General features: G+C 58.2%; 21 protein-coding genes. 18 read left to right on the top strand and 3 right to left on the bottom strand.

Going from position 1 to position 20,766, the window contains the following annotated elements; genetic code table 11:
- Nucleotides 1-8: 8 nt before the first annotated feature.
- The 8 genes from QM748_RS11735 to QM748_RS11700 all read left to right on the top strand — a co-directional run bounded on the left by QM748_RS11735 (nucleotide 9) and on the right by QM748_RS11700 (nucleotide 7,738).
- Nucleotides 9-1,331, top strand: coding sequence for a putative O-glycosylation ligase, exosortase A system-associated (locus QM748_RS11735; RefSeq protein ID WP_415247142.1), 1,323 nt, complete (start codon nucleotides 9-11; stop codon nucleotides 1,329-1,331).
- Complete coding sequence (locus tag QM748_RS11730; RefSeq protein ID WP_415247141.1) at nucleotides 1,328-2,290, top strand: polysaccharide deacetylase family protein; 963 nt, start codon at nucleotides 1,328-1,330, stop codon at nucleotides 2,288-2,290. Before QM748_RS11735 ends, QM748_RS11730 begins: the two co-directional genes overlap by 4 nt.
- Nucleotides 2,291-2,449: 159 nt before the next feature.
- On the top strand, nucleotides 2,450-3,340 hold the full coding sequence (locus QM748_RS11725; protein WP_415247140.1) for a polysaccharide deacetylase family protein: 891 nt from the start codon (nucleotides 2,450-2,452) through the stop codon (nucleotides 3,338-3,340).
- Nucleotides 3,341-3,518: 178 nt separating this feature from the next.
- Complete coding sequence (locus QM748_RS11720) at nucleotides 3,519-4,850, top strand: polysaccharide lyase (protein ID WP_415247139.1); 1,332 nt, start codon at nucleotides 3,519-3,521, stop codon at nucleotides 4,848-4,850.
- Complete coding sequence (locus QM748_RS11715) at nucleotides 4,850-6,106, top strand: hypothetical protein (protein ID WP_415247138.1); 1,257 nt, start codon at nucleotides 4,850-4,852, stop codon at nucleotides 6,104-6,106. Before QM748_RS11720 ends, QM748_RS11715 begins: the two co-directional genes overlap by 1 nt.
- A gap of 209 nt (nucleotides 6,107-6,315) precedes the next feature.
- Nucleotides 6,316-6,480 carry a sugar-transfer associated ATP-grasp domain-containing protein gene (locus tag QM748_RS11710; protein ID WP_415247137.1) on the top strand — a complete coding sequence of 55 codons (165 nt, stop codon included), beginning with the start codon at nucleotides 6,316-6,318 and terminating at the stop codon, nucleotides 6,478-6,480.
- A 22-nt stretch (nucleotides 6,481-6,502) separates the two neighbouring features.
- Nucleotides 6,503-6,754, top strand: coding sequence for a sugar-transfer associated ATP-grasp domain-containing protein (locus QM748_RS11705; protein ID WP_415247136.1), 252 nt, complete (start codon nucleotides 6,503-6,505; stop codon nucleotides 6,752-6,754).
- 72 nt (nucleotides 6,755-6,826) lie between these two features.
- The gene (locus QM748_RS11700; protein WP_415247135.1) at nucleotides 6,827-7,738 is read left to right on the top strand and encodes a hypothetical protein; all 912 of its coding nucleotides are present in this window, start codon (nucleotides 6,827-6,829) and stop codon (nucleotides 7,736-7,738) included.
- A gap of 15 nt (nucleotides 7,739-7,753) precedes the next feature.
- Here the strand turns inward: QM748_RS11700 and QM748_RS11695 are convergent, their stop codons facing one another.
- Nucleotides 7,754-9,220 (bottom strand): lipopolysaccharide biosynthesis protein, encoded by a 1,467-nt coding sequence (locus QM748_RS11695; RefSeq protein WP_415247134.1) that lies wholly within the window; start codon nucleotides 9,218-9,220, stop codon nucleotides 7,754-7,756.
- Between QM748_RS11695 and QM748_RS11690 the strand changes: the two genes are divergently transcribed.
- The 10 genes from QM748_RS11690 (at nucleotide 9,195) to QM748_RS11645 (ending at nucleotide 17,774) form a co-directional block, all read left to right on the top strand.
- A complete protein-coding gene (locus QM748_RS11690) occupies nucleotides 9,195-10,463 on the top strand; it encodes an acyltransferase family protein (RefSeq protein WP_415247133.1) in 1,269 nt (422 codons plus the stop codon). The two genes, QM748_RS11695 and QM748_RS11690, sit on opposite strands and share 26 nt — an antisense overlap.
- Nucleotides 10,400-11,311, top strand: coding sequence for a sialate O-acetylesterase (locus tag QM748_RS11685; protein ID WP_415247132.1), 912 nt, complete (start codon nucleotides 10,400-10,402; stop codon nucleotides 11,309-11,311). The genes QM748_RS11690 and QM748_RS11685 overlap by 64 nt, the downstream gene beginning before the upstream one ends.
- Nucleotides 11,312-11,433: 122 nt before the next feature.
- Nucleotides 11,434-11,700 carry an acyl carrier protein gene (locus tag QM748_RS11680; protein ID WP_415247131.1) on the top strand — a complete coding sequence of 89 codons (267 nt, stop codon included), beginning with the start codon at nucleotides 11,434-11,436 and terminating at the stop codon, nucleotides 11,698-11,700.
- Nucleotides 11,701-11,724: 24 nt separating this feature from the next.
- Entirely contained in the window at nucleotides 11,725-13,341 is a 1,617-nt protein-coding gene (locus QM748_RS11675) for an AMP-binding protein (protein ID WP_415247130.1), read from the top strand.
- Nucleotides 13,342-13,365: 24 nt separating this feature from the next.
- On the top strand, nucleotides 13,366-14,199 hold the full coding sequence (locus tag QM748_RS11670) for a GNAT family N-acetyltransferase (protein ID WP_415247129.1): 834 nt from the start codon (nucleotides 13,366-13,368) through the stop codon (nucleotides 14,197-14,199).
- Complete coding sequence (gene ddaH / locus QM748_RS11665) at nucleotides 14,199-14,996, top strand: dimethylargininase (protein ID WP_415247128.1); 798 nt, start codon at nucleotides 14,199-14,201, stop codon at nucleotides 14,994-14,996. The genes QM748_RS11670 and ddaH overlap by 1 nt, the downstream gene beginning before the upstream one ends.
- 40 nt (nucleotides 14,997-15,036) lie before the next feature.
- The gene (locus QM748_RS11660) at nucleotides 15,037-15,285 is read left to right on the top strand and encodes a phosphopantetheine-binding protein (protein WP_415247127.1); all 249 of its coding nucleotides are present in this window, start codon (nucleotides 15,037-15,039) and stop codon (nucleotides 15,283-15,285) included.
- Entirely contained in the window at nucleotides 15,282-16,115 is an 834-nt protein-coding gene (locus tag QM748_RS11655) for a hydrolase 2, exosortase A system-associated (protein ID WP_415247126.1), read from the top strand. The genes QM748_RS11660 and QM748_RS11655 overlap by 4 nt, the downstream gene beginning before the upstream one ends.
- Entirely contained in the window at nucleotides 16,112-16,993 is an 882-nt protein-coding gene (locus tag QM748_RS11650; RefSeq protein WP_415247125.1) for a hydrolase 1, exosortase A system-associated, read from the top strand. Before QM748_RS11655 ends, QM748_RS11650 begins: the two co-directional genes overlap by 4 nt.
- Nucleotides 16,935-17,774 carry a tetratricopeptide repeat protein gene (locus QM748_RS11645; RefSeq protein WP_415247124.1) on the top strand — a complete coding sequence of 280 codons (840 nt, stop codon included), beginning with the start codon at nucleotides 16,935-16,937 and terminating at the stop codon, nucleotides 17,772-17,774. Before QM748_RS11650 ends, QM748_RS11645 begins: the two co-directional genes overlap by 59 nt.
- A gap of 39 nt (nucleotides 17,775-17,813) precedes the next feature.
- Here the strand turns inward: QM748_RS11645 and QM748_RS11640 are convergent, their stop codons facing one another.
- Both QM748_RS11640 and QM748_RS11635 read right to left on the bottom strand, forming a co-directional pair.
- Nucleotides 17,814-19,055: a pyridoxal-dependent decarboxylase, exosortase A system-associated gene (locus QM748_RS11640; protein ID WP_415247123.1), complete on the bottom strand. Its 1,242-nt coding sequence runs from the start codon at nucleotides 19,053-19,055 to the stop codon at nucleotides 17,814-17,816.
- A 34-nt stretch (nucleotides 19,056-19,089) separates the two neighbouring features.
- Nucleotides 19,090-20,763: an asparagine synthetase B family protein gene (locus tag QM748_RS11635; protein ID WP_415247122.1), complete on the bottom strand. Its 1,674-nt coding sequence runs from the start codon at nucleotides 20,761-20,763 to the stop codon at nucleotides 19,090-19,092.
- Between the last annotated feature and the right edge of the window lie 3 nt (nucleotides 20,764-20,766).

Raw genomic sequence — 20,766 nt, 5'->3', positions numbered from 1 at the left:
ACAGACTGATGCGCGATCTGCTGATATTGGGAATCCTGGGCACAACGGTCCCCTATGTATTCCGCTATGCGTTCATCGGCGTGCTGCTGTGGACCTGGATTGGCATCATGAATCCGCACAGGCTGGCATATGGCTTCATGCATAGCGCGCCGATAGCGCTGGTCGTTGCCCTGGTGACCTTCATCGGCCTCTTCACGACCAGGGACAGGGTCAAATTCGATTGGAGTGCCCCAATGGTCGTGCTAGCCATCTTCGTGGTGTGGATGGGGCTGACGACCGTTTTTGCCTTTTTCCCTGGAGAGTCGCTGTCCCAGCTCATCAAGGTCCTGAAAATCCAGATCATGATCTTTATCGCCGCCGCCGTGCTTTACAAGCACATGCACATCAGGTTGTTCATCTGGATCAATGTGCTGTCGCTGGGGTTCTATGGTCTGAAGGGGGGGCTCTACACGATTTCGACAGGTGGCGGAGGACGTGTGTGGGGGCCGCCGGGAGGCTTCGTCGAAGGTAACAACGAACTGGGGCTCGCCTTGATCCTGACGATCCCGCTGATGCATTTCCTCCGGGTGACGTCGCCGCACAAATGGGTGAAGCGGGGGCTCCTCGTGTTGATGATGCTGTCGGCCGTATCGGCGATCGGCACTCAATCTAGAGGCGCCATGCTCGCGATTTCGGGGATGGCCGTGGTGTTGTGGTGGCGGGCGCCGAACAAGATGATCAATGCCTTCATGCTGTCCCTGGTCGGCTTGGTCATCCTGGCGATGATGCCCGAGAGCTGGTACGAGCGCATGGGCACCATACAGACCTACGAGAATGATGGCTCGGCGATGGGGCGCATCAATGCCTGGATAACGATGGTCAACGTCGCCAACGACCGTTTCTTCGGTGGCGGCTTCGACGTTCAGAACCCCTTCGTATTTGGCTTGTATGCACCGGACCCGAGCAATCCGCTGACCGCGCACAGCATTTATTTCCAGGTGCTGGGCGAGCATGGTTACGTGGGGCTCGGGTTGTTCCTGCTCGTGTGGCTGCTGGCCTGGCGCCGCGCCGCGGCCTTGCGCCGCGGCACCCGCGACGACCCGGAGCTTGGCTGGCTTTACCATCTCGGCAGCATGGTTCAGGTGTCGCTCGTCGGCTATGCGATTGGAGGCGCGTTTCTGAGCCTGGCTTATTTCGATCTGCCGTACAACATTCTGGTCGCCCTGGTGGTTGCGACTCGCTGGCGGGGCGAGCATGCCATGGTTGATGAGTACAGCACTGAACTGGCCGCACGTCCGGCAGCGAATACTCCGTTGCGGATGCGCTTTCTGTGGTGGATAAGAACGGCATGAAACTGGAGAAACTCTTTGCAGGGTTGCTTTCGGGCAGCGGACAGCGCGCGCGATTGAGCACTCTGATCTTCCATCGGGTCCGGCCCGCAATGGACCCCTATGCGCCACGGGCGCTGCATGCGCGCCGTTTCGATGACATGCTCGGCTGGCTGGGAGATGTGTTCAACGTATTGCCTCCCGACGAGGCGATAGTCCTGCTGGCCCGAGGCGCTCTGCCCCCGCGCGCGCTGACCATTACGTTCGATGACGGTTATGCCGACAATGCCGAAGTCGCCATGCCGATTCTGCAGCGCCATGGCATGCGCGCCGCATTCTTCATCGCCACCGATTTTCTCGATGGTGGCGTAATGTGGAACGACAAGATTACCCTGGCGCTGCGCGGTGCGCCCAGCGGCACGCTCGAGCTTGCCAGGATCGGCCTGGAAGATGTCCAGCTCGGTGATGTTGCGTCCCGCCGCAATGCCATCGAAAAGGTGATCGGGACGCTGAAGTATCTCCCTCCTGCGCAACGCGTCGAGAAGGTGGATCGGCTGGTCGAGCTTGCTGGCGTGAGTCTGCCGCGCGATCTGATGATGAGCACGGCCCAGGTGCGGGCTTTGCGCGCAGGTGGCATGGTGATCGGGGGCCATACCTGCGCGCATCCTATCCTGGCTTCCTTGCCGCCGGATGAGGCCGAGCGCGAGATCCGTGACAACAAGGCCAGGCTTGAAGCCATCCTCGGGGAGGCAATCACCCTGTTTGCCTATCCGAATGGCGGCCCTGGCAAGGATTATCGCGCCGAGCACGCCCGCATGGCCGAGCGTGCCGGTTATGCGGCAGCCTTTACCACCGGTTGGGGCGTTTCCCGCAGGGGAGAGGATCCCTATCAGCTGGCCCGATTCACGCCGTGGGATGAGTCGCGCGGGGCTTTCGTACGGCGTTTGATCCTCAACATGAGGCAAGCGGCCACACAGGTTTAAAACGGGGCCAGCAAACATATGAAGCAGACGATTCTCAAGCTTGCCCGCCTGTTCGGGCTATTTGCCCTCAGCCGCCGGCTTACGCGTTGACAACTGCGCATCCTGTGCTATCACGGCATCTGGATCGGCGATGCTCCCCATTTCGGCGACTGCCTGTTCATGGGGGCCGATACCTTTGCACGGCGCCTCGACCTTCTCGCCCGTGAAGGGTATCCGCTGCTCGGCTTGAATGAGGCCGTTGACCGGCTGGCGGACGGCACCCTGCCTGATGCGGCAGTCGTGATCACCATCGATGACGCCTGGTATGGCATCAGCCGTCACATGCTGCCGCAGTTGGTGGAGCGCCGCATGCCGGCGACGGTTTATGTCACGACATACTATTCGTTGGCGCAGCGCCCGGTACTCAACGTTCTGCTCAACTTCATGGCCGCACGCGCTCAGGCGCTGCCGCCCGTCGATGAATTGCTTCCCGTCGGATACGGGAAGCCGGAGCCGGTAGGGTATGAAGCCTACGCGGCTGAACTCGCAGTCCGTGTGGATGCTCTGCCCACGCTCGATGCGCGCTGGGAGGCGGTACGGCGGATTGCTGAAAGGATCGGGGCAGATCTCGACGCCATCGATAGCGGACGCTGGTTCCATCTGATGAGCGGGGATGAGCTACGCGCAGCCAGGGCTGCAGGCATCGACCTGCAACTCCATACCCATACCCATCGAATGCATGGATTCGATCAGGAACGGGTGCGCGGTGAGATTGAACTCAATCGTAATAAACTTGCCGGTCTGCTCGATGCGGCGCCGGCCAGCCTTTCGCACTTCTGCTACCCGAGTGGCGTGCATGCGCCGGTGATCTATCCTGTTCTTGAGGAAATGGGCGTGCGTAGCGCGACCACGACTGATTTTGGCCTGAACCGGCAAGGTGAGAATCCATTTGCGCTCAAGCGGATTCTCGATTGTCAGTCGATGAGCGACATCGAACTGGAGGCTCGGCTGAGTGGCTTCTGGTCTTTGCTGATCGGGCTGCGCAATCGCATTGGCTTGCGCTCTGCATGAACGGGGAAGAGGCATGCGTGCTCGATCGCTGGCTGTTGCAATATGCTGCCTTGCCGCCCTGCCTGGGGCTGCCACCGCTCAGGATGTGGGTAATCCCGTGCATCGACTCAGTGATGCCCCGACGGGGGTCGGCTGCAGGCACTATTCGGTAGGCGGCAAGCTCGCTTGGCAACGGCCTTTGGGTGACTGGCTCGATCGCAGCGGGGAGCTGCATGGAGAAGAGCCCTACGCCGTCGCCAATACCGGCCAAAGGGCGCTGTCCGAGGGTTTGGATTTCGACGTCACCGAACTTGCGCGCAAATGGCTCGACGGGAGCCGTCCGAATACAGGCATCATGCTGCGTGCACTGGCCGGACAGGGTAGTTTGCAGCTTCCGAGCCGCGAGGCCGCGGACGGCGATGGGCCGCTTTTGGAACTGCAATGGGAGGGGCAGCCAGTTCAGCGCTTGAGACCGAGTGCCGACGTCACGCTTGATTGTTCGACCGTCAAGGGGCTCGGCCAGAGTCAGCGCCTGTGGATCAGCCCCGACCAGAATGCCCTTGTCGTGTTCGATCTGCCTGTGGGTCCTGCAGACCGTTTGCGTGCGGCACGCCTGCTGCTCTATCCAGAGAAACTGTATGGCAAGGCTCTCACCGTCGGAGTCTTTAGCACTCAACCGCCGTGGGCCGAGGCATCTGCGGCCCGCAATGACGGGCTTGCGGCTCGTCATCCCGGCGATCGTGGCATCGATCGCGTACCGGAGGTTCTGTTTGCTGCGGACTTCGAGCGGGGGAGCTGGCTGACGGACTGGAAAAGCTTGACGCGTAGCGAGATGGCCGTGGTGGGGGCCGGGGAAGGCAATGGATTTGAGCCGTTGCAGGGCAAGGCACTGAAAACGACCCTCAAGCAGGGGGCGAATACTGCCCTCAATCTGCGCTATTTGTTCGCCAGCCATCATGCTTTCGAGCCGGAAGAGGTCTATTTTCGCTACTACCTCCGGCTTGGCGCCGACTGGAACCCCGATCGTGACGGCGGTAAATTGCCAGGTCTGGCCGGCACCTATGGCAAGGGAGGATGGGGCATGCGCAAATCGGATGGCACCAACGGCTGGTCGATACGCGGTGCCTTTGCCCGCAGCATCCAGTCAGGAACGGAGCGGGTCACGCCAGTCGGCTCCTATGTCTATCATGCCGACATGAATGGGGATTCGGGAGCTTATTGGGGGTGGGGTGACGGTCCGGGCGGCCTGCTCCAGAACAATCGTTGGTACGCGATCGAGCAGCATGTCAAGCTCAATACCCCAGGCAAGCACGACGGTATCTTCAGAGCCTGGATCGACGGTCACCTGGTTGCCGAAAAGACTGGATTGTCCTTCCGTACCATTCCTGATCTGCGCATCGAAAGTGTGTGGATGAATGTCTATCATGGGGGGACGGCGCCTTCGCCCCGTGACATGAGCCTCTACATCGACAACGTCGTGGTCGCGCGCAGCTACATCGGCCCGATGAGTGGTGGCGCGGGAAAGACATGATGAGCAGGTCGAAGCTGCTTTTGTTCCGTATCGGGGTGCTGGCCTCCGTCGGGTGTTTCCTGCCGATCTCCGTGCAGGCGGCTTCTCCATCCGTCCAGGTGACGCCGGTATTGCAAGCCGATGCCGCGGTTGTTGCCGTGCTTGCGGCGCTTGGGCCGGGCGAGGCGGCTCTACTTGGTAGAGCCCGTCTGATTGGAGATTTCAACGATGTCGCGCGGCGTTTCGATCTGCATCGGACAGGCCCGAGAGGCCGTGACTATTCCATCAAGATGGTGTGGGCTGAAGATCGCGGGCGCGCACTGTTTGCGGGTGCTAATCATGGGCAGCCTCATCGGCTGAACGATGTATGGGAGTTCGATCTCGGCGCGCTGAGTTGGGTTTTGCGCTATCCCCCCGACAATCCACGCAGCTACGCCGGCCTAGGTGACGACCCCAGCGACGTCGAGTACCGTAATGGTGTCCTTGCCACTCGGCGTGGCGGCCCGGCAGTCGTGGGTCATACATGGTGGGGGCTGGCTTATCACCCGCGGACGCGCCGTTTGCTGTGGATGAATCTCTGGGGGTCCAATCTCGACAAGTTGGTCGTGCAGAGGGGAGGAGAGCCCGATTCACGCTACAAGGGCTTGCCCTTGTGGAGCTTCGATCCCGAAACCGCGCACTGGGAATTATTGCGCACCACGGGGGCTGCCCCGCGTGCCGCCTTCGCGGGCATGCTCGAGTATATCGACTCACTCGGAGATGTCGTCTGGCATGCAAACAATTGGCAAATGCGTGGCACCTGGCGCTTCGACATACAGAATCTGCGCTGGTACGATCTCGGCGCAAAAGGGCAGGGGGGTGGCAGCTTTGCAGCCGAATCCCCTGCGCCCGAGCAGGTTGGCTATTACGATCCGCGGCGCGATATTCTCGTCGTCCAAAGGGGGCGTGCGACTTACCATTTCGACGTCAGGACACGGACATGGTCCAAGGTGCGCGAAGAAGACAAGGACGGCCAGGCCGTGCCGGACGGTCATGATGCTTGGACCACTTTTGTCCATCACCCCAGGAGTGGCCACGGTCTGCTCGTCGACTTTCGCCAAAATGCAATCTGGTCCTATCGGCCCGATACGCATGAGTGGCGAAAGCTTGAGCCGAACGGGAGCTCGATGCCAGCGGGAAGGAAGCGGCTTGCCTATCTCGACCCCTTGCATGATGTCCTGGTCGTCATCGATGGCATCGATGTATGGGCTTATCGTTACAGCGGCACGGGGAGTTGAATTTCCATCGGCCTGGGATTGCACGCAATCGGCAGCAGCTGAGGCAACGATGCTGACCACGGCCCGTTTGCCGGGGCTGTTTCATCCGCAGTTCGGTCAGGCTAACTATTATGGAGGCTGGCCGGAAGGTATGGCACGAGGTTTTGTCCGGCGAGGAGGTCGGTATGGACGCGCTTGCTCAGCATCTGGGCTTGGCACCTGAAGGGTAAGTGATCGAAGAAATTATCGAACAGCATCCGGTGCTCGCCAAGCTCAATCCCACATCGGTCAATACCTTGCGAATCTGGGTCGTCGTCGACAGCTCCGGCATCCATGTCGCTGGGGCATTCCTGCGAAAGTGCTGGCCTACGCGATCGAGCTGGGTTCAGGCGTGATCCATGAGGCGATGATCTGACGTTGGCCCGTAACCAGTACAGAACCCATCCGGATTCGGGCGAGGAACTGGTTGGGGTCCAGTTTCCACATTGGCCGGAATGCAAACAGCTTGCCTGCGATGCCTTGCGCGTCTTGCCCGGAGCACGATTCCTCGGCATGGACCTTACAGCGAGCGTCAGTGGGCCGATGGTCGTGGAGTACAACGTTGAGCCCAGTTACCAGGGGGCTGCACATGTGGATAAGCCACATGGGGCGATATTCGCGGGTGTATGAGTGGGACGGCAGGTTGTTTTGTGCCTGCCCGGATCGTGAGTGCGGGCCTGTTTTTTTATAGGAGAAATTGAATTGCTTCTTGTCTGGCAGGCGCAAGCTGAAGCCAAGCTGTTGGACGCTCATCCCGAGCTTTTGCAGCTTGAGCGAGATTTTCCATTGGACGCGCTGATTTCGATTTTCGATACGGTCGATCCTTTCGTTGGCTATGGATACGTGCCCGGCAGGATATTCGAGATCGCACTGAACATTCGCAAGCAGTCATCGGAAAGGACTCTTGCTGCTTATCTCAATCTCCTGGTTTTGAGATTGATAGAGAGTTTCGAGCCGCGCTTTGAGATGTCCGGGCTGAGCGCTCTGTTCAGGCCCGAGTTCGAAAAGAACTTGCGGCGGATCACGTCATCCATCGAGGACGAGGAAATACGAGCCCGGGCGAGCCTGAGTAGCGATGTTTTCATGAAGGATCTGGGGATCGCGCGCCAAATCTTGATTCCCTGCGCATCACATCTCGTATACCGTCATTCCGGCATACCGAGGCGCGTCCTGATTGCCCAGAAGGGGATGCGCGGGCGTTGCCAACTGCTGAAGACGCTTTGTTTCGATACGCGCGCGTTTCGGCCGTATCTGGAGAATCATGTCCATCTGCCGATGCTGGACGAATTCAACGCCGAAGGTAGGGAGCGTTGTTTTCGGCTGGTGGCTGAACTGCTGCGTTGCTGGCCGGATTCGAATGGCCTGATCGGGACAAGCTGGTACTACGATCCCGCGGTGGGGGCCATAAGCCCCCGCCTTGCCTACCTGCATGACGTGCCAGCGGCAGGTGGTGCGTGTTTCCTGGATATGGGGGAGAGCGAAAATGCGCGCCTGGGGGCGCTCGAGCGCTCATCGACCCGCAGGGATTTCGCTGAACGTGGAGCGTACTCGCCAAAAAATTTCATGATGATATGGAGCCGTCGGAGAGTTCTCGAGCATTACGGTGCAATGTGAGTTCGAGGAGAAGAGTCAAAGTTTTTTCAGCAGGGGACGGACCAGCTTGCCGAGAACATAGGATTCCGCCCCCGCCTTGCGACCGAGCAGAGCCCAGGTGCCGAAAACGGTGACTGCGTAAACGAGAGCGCCGATGAAGATTTTGAGGATCAACTGCAGCACCGGGGCGACATTCAGATAAGGGGACAATGCCGTTATTGCCCAGTACATGGCGCTGGCGCCGAGTGCAGGGCGCACCACCGAGGTGGCCATTTCGCGCACCTTCAGGCCTGGAAGCTCCCTGCAGAGAAATAACGTGAAGCTGATGAGCCCGAGCAGTGCCAGCACGACACGTAATTGTGCGACCATGGCTGCTCCGGCATCGGGAAAGGCAAGGTAGGCCAGGGTGGCGAAGATTGCAACCTCGATCCAGGAGTACATGGCCGTGATGCGGAATTTGCCGAGGGCGGACAGCACATAGATGCCGCTGCTGGTGATGGCGGTAAAGCAGCCGGTCAAGGCCAATGTCTCGACGAGTGGAACTGCGGGTTGCCATTTTTCACCGAGCATCAGGGTGACGATCTCATGTGCTACCAGCGCCATTCCCACGCCAGCGGGAATGGCGACCAGAGCTTGAACGCTCTGGGCGAGGAGAAACACGCGCTTGAGCTCGTCGAGATCATTCTTGACCTTGACGAAGGCGGGGAACAGTACGCGGTTGAGGGGAGCCAGCAATTCGCTGGTGGGCATGGCTGCGATCTGTCCAGCAAGCGTATAGATGCCCATGACACTGGAGGATTCCCGGCTGGCCACGACGATTTCGTGCAGTCTCAACTGAAAATACTGGGCGATGCTGCGTACCCAAACCCATTGCGATAGCATGAATATTTCGCGGAATTTTTCGAGGCTCAAGCGTGGCCTGCTGGGGTGCATCGCATAGCTTAGAATGACACCTGTGAGGCGGCCGCTCAGGTTGCCGGCGACGAGTGCCCAGTAGGATTCGTACACGACTGCGCAAGCGATAGTGACCACGAATCCGGTGAAGCGCTTCAGGAACATGAAACGGAAGTCGCGAGTGTACTGTTGGTCCTTTTGAAGTGTGATGATCCAGATGTTTTCTAGCCCTTCAAGCAGGAAAGTGAAGGCGAGCACTCGGATGACCGGTGTTAGTTCGGGGTTGTTGAAATATGCGCTGGCATATGGAGCAGTGAGCAGCACTACGCCAGTCATGATCGAGGTCTGGATGAGGCGAATGGTCCATGCAGTGTTGTAGTGTGCAGGCGTGGGGTTTTTTGTCTGCATCAGCACTACCCAGACGCCCATTTCCAGCAGCACGTCCGCCAACGCGATGGCGATGGAGGCTGTCGCGATGATGCCGAAGTCAGCCGGGACCAGGAGGCGAGCGAGGATGATGGTGCTGAGCAGGCCGATGAGCCGATCTGTCCAGCGCATGGCGATGGCAAGAAATGCGCCGTGAATGATGTTGGGTTTGGCTGCGGTCATGGTGGTTGGCTTATATGGTCTGTCGTGGCAGCAGGTGCGCTTGGTGTTGTCGGATAAGGGTTGGGTCAGCTGCCTAATGGACGAAGCCGGCTCTTGCTATCGCGGGTGGATGTGGGGCCTGACGTGGATAGGAATCGGCGTGTCAATGATTGAGTGGAGAAGGCGGATGATATCGCAGGACAGTGGCTTGGAGCAGGCTGTGCCAGGCGCAGGGCGGGGGCGGATCGTGCAAATCGATTCACTGCGGGGTGTGGCTGCGGTGATAGTGGTTTTGTTTCATTTTACGACTAAATATCGTGAGTTGTATGCACCTACGTTGGCGCTGCCTTTCGATATCTGGTGGGGGCATTATGGCGTAAATTTGTTTTTCATCATCAGCGGGTTTGTGATATTCATGACTCTCTCGCGATCGCGAGATTGGCGTGATTTTGTTGTATCGCGTTTCAGCCGTCTCTACCCTGCCTACTGGGTTGCCGTGGCGCTGACTTTCTCTGTGGTGGCATGGCTAGGTTTGCCTGGCAAGGAAGTGACTTTCAAGCAGGCACTGCTCAACTTCCTGATGTTCCATACCTGGTTCCGTGTGCCGTCGGTAGATGGCGTGTATTGGACCCTGCTGGTGGAGTTGCATTTTTATGTGCTTGCATTGATGCTTTTTGTGTGCGGGCGTATGTCGCAATGCTTTTTCTGGCTATGGATGCTGTTCGCCTTGAAAATGATTTGCTTTGTAGGCTCCAATGTATTTGGCCTGGATCTGCCGTATGCGATTCAGCGGGTGCTGGTTCTGGATTTCATTCCATGGTTCTCCCTTGGGATTTGCGCATATTTTTTGACTGGACAGGGTGAGGCGCCTCGATGGAAGCCGCTGGTTACGGCAGCCGGCGCGTTGGGTTTGATTGGCCTGAGCGGAGGCGGTTTACTCGTGTTGATCGGGGTTGGCTGCTTTGTGCTGGTGATTCTGGCCGGGAGTGGCAGGCTGTGGGGGGCAGGAAATCCGGTGCTGCTGTGGCTGGGGACGATTTCTTACACATTGTATCTTCTGCATGAAAATATTGGCTGGGCGGTGATGCGCCAAGCAATGAATTCCGGGCTTTCTTACGCTCAATACATGCCGCTGACTTTGGTTTTGGTTCTGATGCTGGCTTCGGGGTTGGCCTTTCTTGTCGAGCGCCCGGCCATGGCATGGATCAGGAGGCTTTACAAAAGCCGCAAGAAGCGGCTGGTGGCCGACAGGGTGCGGGGATGACGAGGCGGGGCGTACTTATTGTTTTGGTACTTGCATTGGCCGGATGGAGCGCATGGCTTGTACTGACCTGGCTCAACTGGGGGGCTGCCAGTCATGATCATGTCGAAATAAAACTGGAGCGGATTCAGCCTGGCAGGGCTGATCTGCTGCGGGAGTGCGGCAGTTTTTCCGGTGTGCGTGTATTTCTGGTGCTCGGACAGTCGAATGCGGCCAATCATGGTGAGCCGCGCGGCGTGTCGCTGCATGGCCAGGTGTGGTCGAATGGGCACTGCTATGCACTGGCTGATCCTCTCCCCGGCGGTACAGGTGCCGGGGGGAGCGTGTGGCCGCGGCTGGCCGATACATGGTTTGCGCGTACGGGTGAGCGCAGCTTATTTATTTTGCTCGGAGTCGATGCGACTTCAGTGGTCGATTGGGTGAGTAATGCTGGATTAGCGGGGCGGTTGGATGAGCTTTTGGCGCAGTTGCAAAGCTATGGACTGAAGCCTGATGCCGTGCTTTGGCAGCAAGGGGAGGCTGATGCGCGACGGGGAGCAGAGACCGAAGACTATGAGGAGCGTTTGGCGGCTCTGATTGCGCGCTGGCGCGCAGGCGGCGTTTCCAGTCCCGTTTTTTTGGCACGCTCGACGCAATGCCGATCGGCACCATATCAGCCTGTGCGGATGGCGATTGCTCGCCTCGCGGATGTGCATCAGGGGGTTTTTGTTGGTGCTGATGCTGACACGATCCCGGCGGGAGGGCGTCATGATGGTTGCCACTTCAATGCAGCTGGGTTGGAGCAGGCGGCAGCTGCATGGGTGGAAGCGTTGCTAGAAGCAGGAGCCCTGTCGTCGCTTGCAAGTCCTTGAAGCATGGCCTTGCCAACTTGTTGGCAACGAAGTGTTCAGCAACCGGTTTATAATAGTCAAGAATGGTGTGTGGATTTGTGCGTTCAGGATTGGCTTGTTCGAGAACGACTTTTTGAGGTGTCATGTCCTTGGATATTCAGAATCAACTGCTTGGCATCATTGATGAGGCTCTGGGGTTGGAGGGTAGGGGGGCTAGTTTTGATCATTCGACGCCGTTGATGGGGGGGCAGCCAGAGCTTGATTCCATGGCTGTGATCGGCTTGATCAACCTGATCGAAGAAAGGTTTGGTTTCTTTGTTGGCGAAGACGAAGTTGATGGGGCTACGTTCGAGACAGTTGGGACGCTGCTAGCCTATGTCAAGGGAAAATTGGGGAAGACCCAATATTAGTCGGATTTTTCTGGAGTTGCATTCATGGCTGAGCTGGTCACACCGGTGGGCGAGACGATTTATGGACTGCACGCGGGTTTTTTGAGTTCTGCTGAACGTTTTCCTGATAGGCCTGCGCTGGAGGTGGAAGGACGGCAGTTGAGCTATGCCGAACTCAAAAAGGAGGCGTCAGCGATAGCGGTAGCCTTGCAGCAGCATGTTCGTCCTATGGCGCCGAAGTTGGCGGGCGTGTTGGCAAGCCGGTCATTGCCTGCTTATGCAGGATTGCTTGGTACGCTGATGGCTGGTCATACACTGGTTCCGCTCAATCCTGGCTTTCCGGTCGAGCGAACCAAAGCGATGATTCAGCTGGCTGAGCTTGAGGCTCTGATACTCGACTCCAAGGGTGAGGAACTGCTCGATAGTTTATTGCATGGCTGCACAACCCGGATGACGCTGATCCTTCCGCAGGTTAGTGATGTGGCGGCGCTTCGTGAGCGGTGGCCTGAGCATTGCTTCGTGTCGGCATCCGAATTGACGGTGCCTGCTGGGTGGCAGCCGGTTTCTGTGACGCCTGATTCCTTCGCCTATTTGTTCTTTACGTCGGGAAGTACAGGCGTTCCGAAAGGGGTTGGGGTGTTGCACAGCAACGCCCTACGCTTTGTTGCAATGTCGCTCGAGCGTTATGCAGATTGTGGATTGACGCAGAATGACAGATTTTCGCAATTCTATGACATCACTTTCGATTCTTCGATGTTTGACTTGTATGTGTCATGGGCTTTTGGCGCTTGCTTGTGCAGCCCGTCTCATGTCGAATGGGTCAATCCCAATAAGTACATCGTTGATCGGGAGTTGACCGTCATCGACATCGTGCCTTCGACAGGGCATTCACTCAGTCGTACAAATGGCTGGCGGCCTGGGCGATTTCCGGGGCTGAAGCTGTGCCGCTTTGGTGGCGAGGCGCTTGCGGCGGAGCTGGCGAACAAGCTTGCAGCGGCAGCGCCTAATGCAGTCATTGAAAATGTATATGGTCCTACGGAATGCACGGTTGACGCAGCTTACTATCGTTGGTCGGGCGAGAACTCGATGGTCGAGTGCCGGCATGGTGTAGTGCCCATCGGCTTTGCTGGCCCGAAAGTGACACTGTTGATCGTCGATGAAGAGTTCAAGCCTCTGCCCTATGGGTCGGAAGGGGAACTGTTGATCAGCGGAGAGCAGGTTACGCCGGGTTATTGGCGCAGCCCTGAACGTACCGCATTGGCGTTTGTGCGTTTGCCAGGACGGGATGGCATCTATTACCGCACAGGTGATCTGGTGAGGCAGGATGCGCCGGATGCGCCGATTGTGTTTTTGGGGCGCATGGACCACCAGATCAAGATTTCAGGGGTTCGAATTGAACTCGGTGAGATTGAGAAGGCTCTGCGCGATGCGGCTGGCACGGACGAGGCTGTGGCGGTGGGATGGCCGGTGACGTCGAGCGGTGCGGGAGGGATTGTTGGCTTCATCGCGCGGGAAGATGTCGATGTGGAGGTGGTACGCGAGCAGCTAAAGCAAACTCTGCCGAACGTGATGGTGCCGCGCGAATTGCACCTGATGGCGAATTTTCCGCTGAATGCGAACGGGAAAATCGATCGCAAGGCGTTGATAGCAAGTCTTGGCTGATTTCCATATGAGAGGCTATGGCCGATGACGTGTCCCGAGAGTTTGAGTGATATCGAGAAAGCTCGTCTTGCAGATTTCAGCGAAGCGCATGCGTATGAATGCCTGATTGGCGGCGTGCCGTCAGTGGGCAAGCAGTGCTTTACCTCCACGAGGATTGGATCTGCGGTAGCGTTGCGTTCGTCGGTGGTGAGATCTTCCGTCCTGTTCAACCGAGTGATCGGGCTCGGGCTTTTTGAGGATGCCACGGAGGAAATGCTGGACGAGGCTGCCCGGTTCTATGAGGCCGAAGGACTGCCGTGGGCCATCGAATTGAGCCCGGCGGCACGTCCAGATGCTTTGAGTGACTGGTTGAAAAAGAGACGTTTTCGCCGGGGGTTGGGAACGGCCATGCTGATACGGCCTTGTTCAGACATCCCGGTTGTCGAAACGACTCTGCGGATCGAGCGCATCGGACCGGACGATGCAAGGCGTGGCGCCCGAATTGCGGCAGATATGTTTCGGGTGGCGCCTGAAGTACAGGCATTGCTGGATCGCGTGCTCGAGAAACCAGAATATCGTCAATGGCTCGCATATGATGGCGATGATCCGGTTGCTTCCTGCCTCTCGTATGTCTGTGATGGCGTTGCCTGGGCGGGTTGGAGCACTACCTTGCCTGCGTTTCGGGGGCGTGGGGTTCATGGCGCTTTCATTGCTGCGCGATTGCGTGATGCTGCTGAAGCGGGCTGCGAGTGGTTCACTCTCGAAACTGCACTGGGGACGCCCGAGCAGCCTGACGCTGCTTTTCGGAATCTTGTGCGAATGGGCTTCACTTTCGCCTATCCTCGGTATACTTATATCGTCATGCCGCGGAGAGGGTGATGGGCAAGGCGCTCCTGATGTGTCCGCCTACGTTTTACGGTGTTGAGTACGAAATCAATCCGTGGATGCACGTGGATAACCCCGTCGATATCGAGTTGGCGCGTGATCAGTGGTATCGCCTCTATGATTTGTATGTTGAAGAGCTTGGCTGGAGCGTTTCGCTGATCGATGCTGTTCCGGGGTTGCCTGATATGGTTTTTACCGCGAATGGCGGGTTGGTGGTCGATGGTAAGACCATATTGCCTCAGTTTCGTCAGCCGGAACGTCAGGGTGAAACGGAACATTTTGAGCGTTGGTTCTGCTTGAATGGCTACCAAAATCCCGTGCGGATGGCGCACGATTTTGAAGGCGAGGGAGATGCGCTGCTTTGGAGGGATGTGCTGTTTGCTGCTTACCCCTGGCGCAGCGATCAGGCTGCGCACCGGGAGTTGGAGTCGATTCTGGATGTTGAAATCGTTGGCCTCCAGCTTGTTGATGCGCGTTTTTATCATTTGGACACGGCATTCGCTGTGATTGACGAGCGTACTGTTGCAATTTATCCGGCTGCCTTTTCGGCGCAAAGCCTGAGGCGGATTAGGAGTTTCGTGCCAAATGTGATCGAGGCGACAGATGAGGATGCTCTGGCGTATGGGCTTAATTCATTGAGCGATGGCGAGAACGTCGTCATCAGCGATATGGCGTACGGATTGATCGAAACATACCGAGCGCAAGGAAGAAAGGTCTGGCCGACGCCTATTGGTGAGTTCCAGAAATCAGGCGGTGGAGTGAAGTGCATGACGCTTGAGCTAAGGTCTTAGTTTTTTGATTATGGATTCTATACTGCAGAAGGAGAATGTTTTGGATATTAGAAAAGAAGTTCTTGCTATTCTTGACGAGGTGCTCAGCCTGCGTGGGCGTAGCAATGGTTTTGATCTGGATACCGCGCTGCTCGGCGCCGTGCCGGAGCTGGACTCGATGGCCGTAATTGGACTGATCAACGTGATCGAAGAGCGCTTCGACATTGTTGTGGATGATGATGATATCGACGGCTCGGTCTTCATGACCGTCGGTAGCTTGGTCGACTTCGTCAGCAGAAAACTTGGATGACCGTGCTGCAGCGTACTGCTACATATATCCCCTCGGCTGATCGTCAGCTCTTCACCCTTTTGAGTCTCCCGCGGGGAGAGGCAAAAGGGATTGTTGTACATGTGCCTCCTTTTGCGGAGGAAATGAACAAGTCACGACGGATGCTTACGTTGACGACTGAAGCTCTTGTCGAAGCCGGGTGGATGGTTGTGCTGTTTGATTTGACCGGGTGTGGGGACAGTTCCGGGGGGCTGGAGGATGTCTCTTGGGAGATGTGGATCGAGGATCTTGATAATGTCATTGAATGGTGTGCGGCTGCTTATCCTGAGCTCGAATTGAATCTCTGGTGTTTGAGAGGCGGCGCGCTTATTGCTTCTGACTGGTTGGCACGGAATCGTCGGCCATGCAATGCAGTGCTGTTGTGGCAGCCGGTTTTAAGTGGAAAACTGCAATTGACGCAGTTCTTGAGACTCAAGGCAGCAAACAGCATGTTGTCTGAAGCGGATGCGCGCAGTGCCGTGGCGGAAATACGAAAGAGGCTTGACCAGGGGCAAAGTGTAGATATCGCGGGGTACTGCATTTCTACGAAATTTGCAAAGGGAATGGCCGGGGCCAATTTCTCCGTCGATGGGTGTGGCCCCCGGAAGTTGGGTGTGGTCGAGATTGGAGGAGGCGCCAATGGGGCGTTTTCGCCCGCGATCGAGGCAGCGATTGCCAAGTGGGAGAGCAATGGGTGCCGAGTTTTGTGCGAAAAGGTAGTCGGGCCAGCATTCTGGGGAACTCCATATATTCGAACAGTGCCTGAGCTTGTGCATGTGAGTAGGCGGTTTCTGGAGCAGCTACAGGTATGAACTACACGGAGCAGGGGTTGGTGTTCGAGTGCCAGGGCGAATCTTTGGTGGGGGTGCTGGCAGTACCTGAACAAGCGCAGAATGTGGGGGTGGTCATTATTGTTGGTGGCCCTCAGTATCGAATCGGCAGCCATCGGCAGTTCGTTCTGCTCGCGCGTAATCTTGCGGAAAACGGTTTTCCATGCCTTCGCTTCGATAATAGAAGCATGGGGGATGCCACCGGTGAAACACGGGATTTTGAAGACATTGGCCCGGATCTTGCTGCGGCTGTGAGCGAGTTTTTTGCTGCCCTGCCTGATGTTCAGCACGTTGTGTTGCTGGGTCTCTGTGGAGGGGCAAGTGCGGCATGTGTTTACGCTCCTGAGGATGATCGGATAAAGGGCTTGCTTTTGTTGAACCCTTGGGTGCGGACTGCCGAATCACAGGCTAAAGCCTACCTCAAGCACTATTACGCCGATCGTCTGCGCGATCCTGCATTCTGGAAAAAATTGTTTAAAGGGAAAATTGGTGTCGCGAGCGCTCTAACGGGTGTTGCGCGGACAGCAAGAAAGGCAATAGGTAAGACGAAGGTTCAGGATCCACAATCGGAAAGGAATGGCGCCGGCTCTACTCTAATGGAAAGGATGCTGTATGGAGTTGAGCGTAGCTGCAGCAGCAGCCTGGTTGTTCTGAGTGGCCGAGATTATGTGGCTCGTGAGTGTGACGAAGTGCTGATACCGCATCCGAGATTCAAGGATCTGGCTGTCAAAGGGCGTGTGCGTGTCATGCGAGTGGACGAGGCTGATCATACGTTCACAATGCCGGGGCTCCAGCAGGAGCTTGAAAGAATCACTGTGGACTTTGTCAGATCCCTGTCGCTCGATGTGGGCGCGCGCTGATTCTCTGAAGGGAGGTATTATTTTGTCGATCAGTATTTTGAACGGCTCGCATCGATCTTGCCATGTCCAGAGATTGGGCCGACGGTATTTGTTGCTGACAGTACTTTTTCTGAAAAGCCTGTCGGGAGCCGTCGCGGCAGATCCCAACTTTTGCGGTGATCCGTTCAGCAATCACTTCGGCCCGTTCGATTATCGAACCGCTACAGCGAAGCAGAGACGAGCCGTTGAAAGCGTGCACTACACGGCAGAGATCCAGCGAATGCTGTCAGGCAATACGACATCTGTTGGAGGGGATTTGGCTTATACACTGAGAGTGTTTCCGAATCACCATGGCGCCCTGAAAACGATGGCTGACTGGTCTATCCGGTCAAAGAGCAATCCAGCTGCTGGGGCGCGTTATACGGTCGAGTGCTGGTTTGACCGGGGCTTGCGTTTTCGGCCAGATGATTCAATGGTGAAGATGCTTTTCGGTATATATCAGCTGCAAATAGGCAAAGCGGGGGAGGCCGTAGCTCAGCTAGAGGCGGCCCGCAAGGGTGAGGTAGGGCCCCCGGATGCGAACCTGCACTACAATCTCGGCTTGGCCTATTTGAAGCTCGGCAGGTTCAGCGAGGCATTGGAAAATGCCCATTTGGCATACGGGCTGGGGTTTCCGTTGCCAGGGTTAAAGAATCAGCTGGTTCGAGCTGGCAAATGGCGGGAGCCTACTAGACAGCCAGTCGGAGCTGCAATAGAGGAGAGCGAAGCCAACAAAACGGATGCCACCAAGCCGGTCGAATAAGGGACAGTCACTGTATCTTAATTGGGTTACGGCGGGGACCTAGATCAGTACTTCAATTACTCCCGGGTGTCCCAGGAAGCGTTGTGGGCTAGCAGAGGCGCCATAGGCGCCTGACTGGTATATGACCACCAAATCATCCGGTTCAGCGTTGGGTAGGCTCATGTGATCTGCCAGCAGATCGAGCGGCGTGCATAACGGACCGACTACGGAGACGCGCTCCTCCACAGTGGCGCCCATCCGATTGGCGATGGCTGCAGGATAGTTCTTGCGGATGACTTGGCCGAAGTTGCCCGAGGCCGACAGGTGGTGGTGCAGGCCACCGTCGGTGACGAGGTAGGTGTGGCCGCGCGAGACCTTCTTGTCGATGATTTTGGCGACGTACAGACCGGCCTCGCCGACCAGGTAGCGGCCCAGTTCGATGACGATCTCGGCCTCGGGCAGCGTTCGGTGTGCCTGTTCGACGATGTCGGCGAGGTTGGTGCCGATGGGGGCGAGATCCAGCGGCTGTTCGCCAGGAAAGTAAGGAATGCCGAAGCCGCCACCCAGGTTGAGGAAACGGACAGGCGAGGGGGAGTGTTCCGCCAGCCGGCATGCCAGGGCGTAGCTTTTCTGCTGGGCTTCGACGATGGCCTCTTGCTTGAGGTTCTGGGAGCCGGCAAATAGGTGGAAGCCTTCGAAGGCCAGGCCGGCGCGGCCGATTTCCGTGAGCAGTTCCGGCACCTGTTCGGCGTCGACACCGAACTGCTTAGGGCCGCCGCCCATCTTCATGCCCGAGGACTTGAGTTCGAAGTCCGGGTTGACGCGCACCGCGACACGTGCTGGCAAGCCCAGCGCTTGTTGCGCGGCGGCCAGCAGCGGGACTTCGCGGAAGGATTCGACGTTGATGAGGATGCCCGCGGCGACAGCCTGATTCAGCTCGGCCTCGGTCTTGCCCGGTCCGGCGAAGCTGATTTCGCGCGGGTCGGCACCTGCGTCCAGCGCGACGAGCAGTTCGCCGGCCGAGGCGACGTCGATGCCATCGACCAGACGGGTCATGTGCGCCACCAGAGCGGGCATGGGGTTGGCCTTCATCGCATAGTGCAGCTTGACTGCCTTGGGCAGCGCGGCGCGCAACTGGGCCACGCGGGTATCGAGCAGACTGCGGTCGTAGGCATAGAACGGCGTGCGGCCGACGCGAGCGGCAATGCGGCTGATGCGCTGGCCGTTGATGATGAGTTCACCGTCTTCGCTGTGAAACTGTGACATCGGGGTATGGACGGGGGCTTGGCGGACTTCAGTCATATCAGGATTCGTTTCGTATTCAGAAAGTGATTGCTCAGTCGTGCAGGTGCTCGCGCATCCAGAATTCCATCATCATCAGAATCCAGACCATTTCGCCGTAGTAGCCGGGGTAGGCCGGGAGGTGGGTGGAAAGGAGTTCGTCGATGAAGGCCGGACGCACGATGCCGCGCTTGCGGAAACTGTTCAGTGCGTCGGTGGCGAGCGCCTTCAGCCCTGCATGCTGGCAGGCCCACACGCCGAAGGGCAGGCCGAAGCCGTGCTTCTTCTTGGCGATGATCTCGTCGGGCAGGAAGCCGCGTAGCGCTTCCTTGAAGAACCAGCGCAGGGTCAGGCGCTTGAGCTTCCACTCCGGCGGCAGGCCGGTGGAGAAGTCGGTGAGCTCGTTGCTGAGCAGCGGGAAGGCCACATCGACGCCCGCCAGCTGCGTGGTGCCGATGACCTTGGGCAGGTCGTTGTCGGCGAGGGTGTATTTCCAGTCGTAGTTGAGCAGGCGGTTGATGTGCGAGCGGGCGTTGGTCGCCTGCCAGACTTCGCGCTGTTCGCGTTTCGGCTGTTCGAGGTCGATGCGGGCGAGGAAGTCGGGCTCGAACACGGTGTCCATGCCCAGGCGCACCAGCATGTTGTACATGTGGATGCGGTCGGGCATCGGCACGCGTGCCTGTTCGACGTAACTGACGCCTTTCTTCACCACCGGGATGCGGTCCATGCCCGGCAGTGCCAGCGTGGGCTCGAGCAGGCCGCGGCGCACGAGACCGGGGATGCCTTCGTACCAGCCGAACACGCGCTGTTTGGCGTAACGGGTGTTGCCGCCGAAGAGTTCGTCGCCGCCGTCGCCGGCGAGCATCTTGTCGATGCCGTCCTCGCGCGCGCGGGTGGCGCAGATCCAGGCCGGCACGGCCGACGAGTTGCCGAAGGGCTGGTCGTAGTGCGTGGCGACCTTGGGAATGCCGTCGAGCAGGTCGTCAGGGGTGACGTAGTATTCGCGGTGGTCGGCGCCGAAGCGCTTGGCGGCGATGCGCGCGTATTCCATCTCGTCGTAGCCGCTGGCATCGAAGCCGATCGAGTAGCTGCGGGCGGGTTGGCCGAGCACCTTGCACAGCATGCCGGTGACGGTCGAGCTGTCGGTGCCGCCAGACAGGAAGCAGCCGACGTTGGCGCCTTCGGCTTCGCGGCGCACGTCATCTTCGATGATCTGCAGGAAACGCGCCTTGGATTCTGCGAGATCCGGCCGGGCGTCCTCGTCGAAGCGTGGCTGCCACCAGCGCCTGCATTCCACCTTGCCGTTCTGCCATTTGAGCAGATGCCCTTGCGGCAAGCGATACACGCCCTCGAAGATGGTCATGGGGGCCGGAATCATGTGGAAGAAGAGATAGTCGAACACCGCCTGTGACGACACCTGCCGGTGGATGCCGGGAACGGCGTTGGCACGATCGGAGAAGTGCAGCCGCCCGTCCTGTTCCATGTAGCACACTGGCCAGGTGCCGAAGCGGTCATTGGCGAGCAGCGCCTCGCGGCCGTCGAGCCCGACGAGGATGACGCTGAAGCGGCCGCTTGCCTGCTGCAGGGCATCGTCACCGTGGCTGCGGAAGGCCTGCGCCCAGGCTGCGGCGGCACCGCGCTGTTCCTTGGTCTGCTGCAGGACGGGATCCTTGAAGCGCGGATTGCCGAGTGCGAGGCAAATCTGGCCGCCATCCTGAAACACTGCCACGTT

The organism is Thauera sp. (assembly GCF_047601425.1).
Classification (GTDB): domain Bacteria; phylum Pseudomonadota; class Gammaproteobacteria; order Burkholderiales; family Rhodocyclaceae; genus Thauera.
This window is presented reverse-complemented; position numbering and strand designations above follow the sequence as displayed.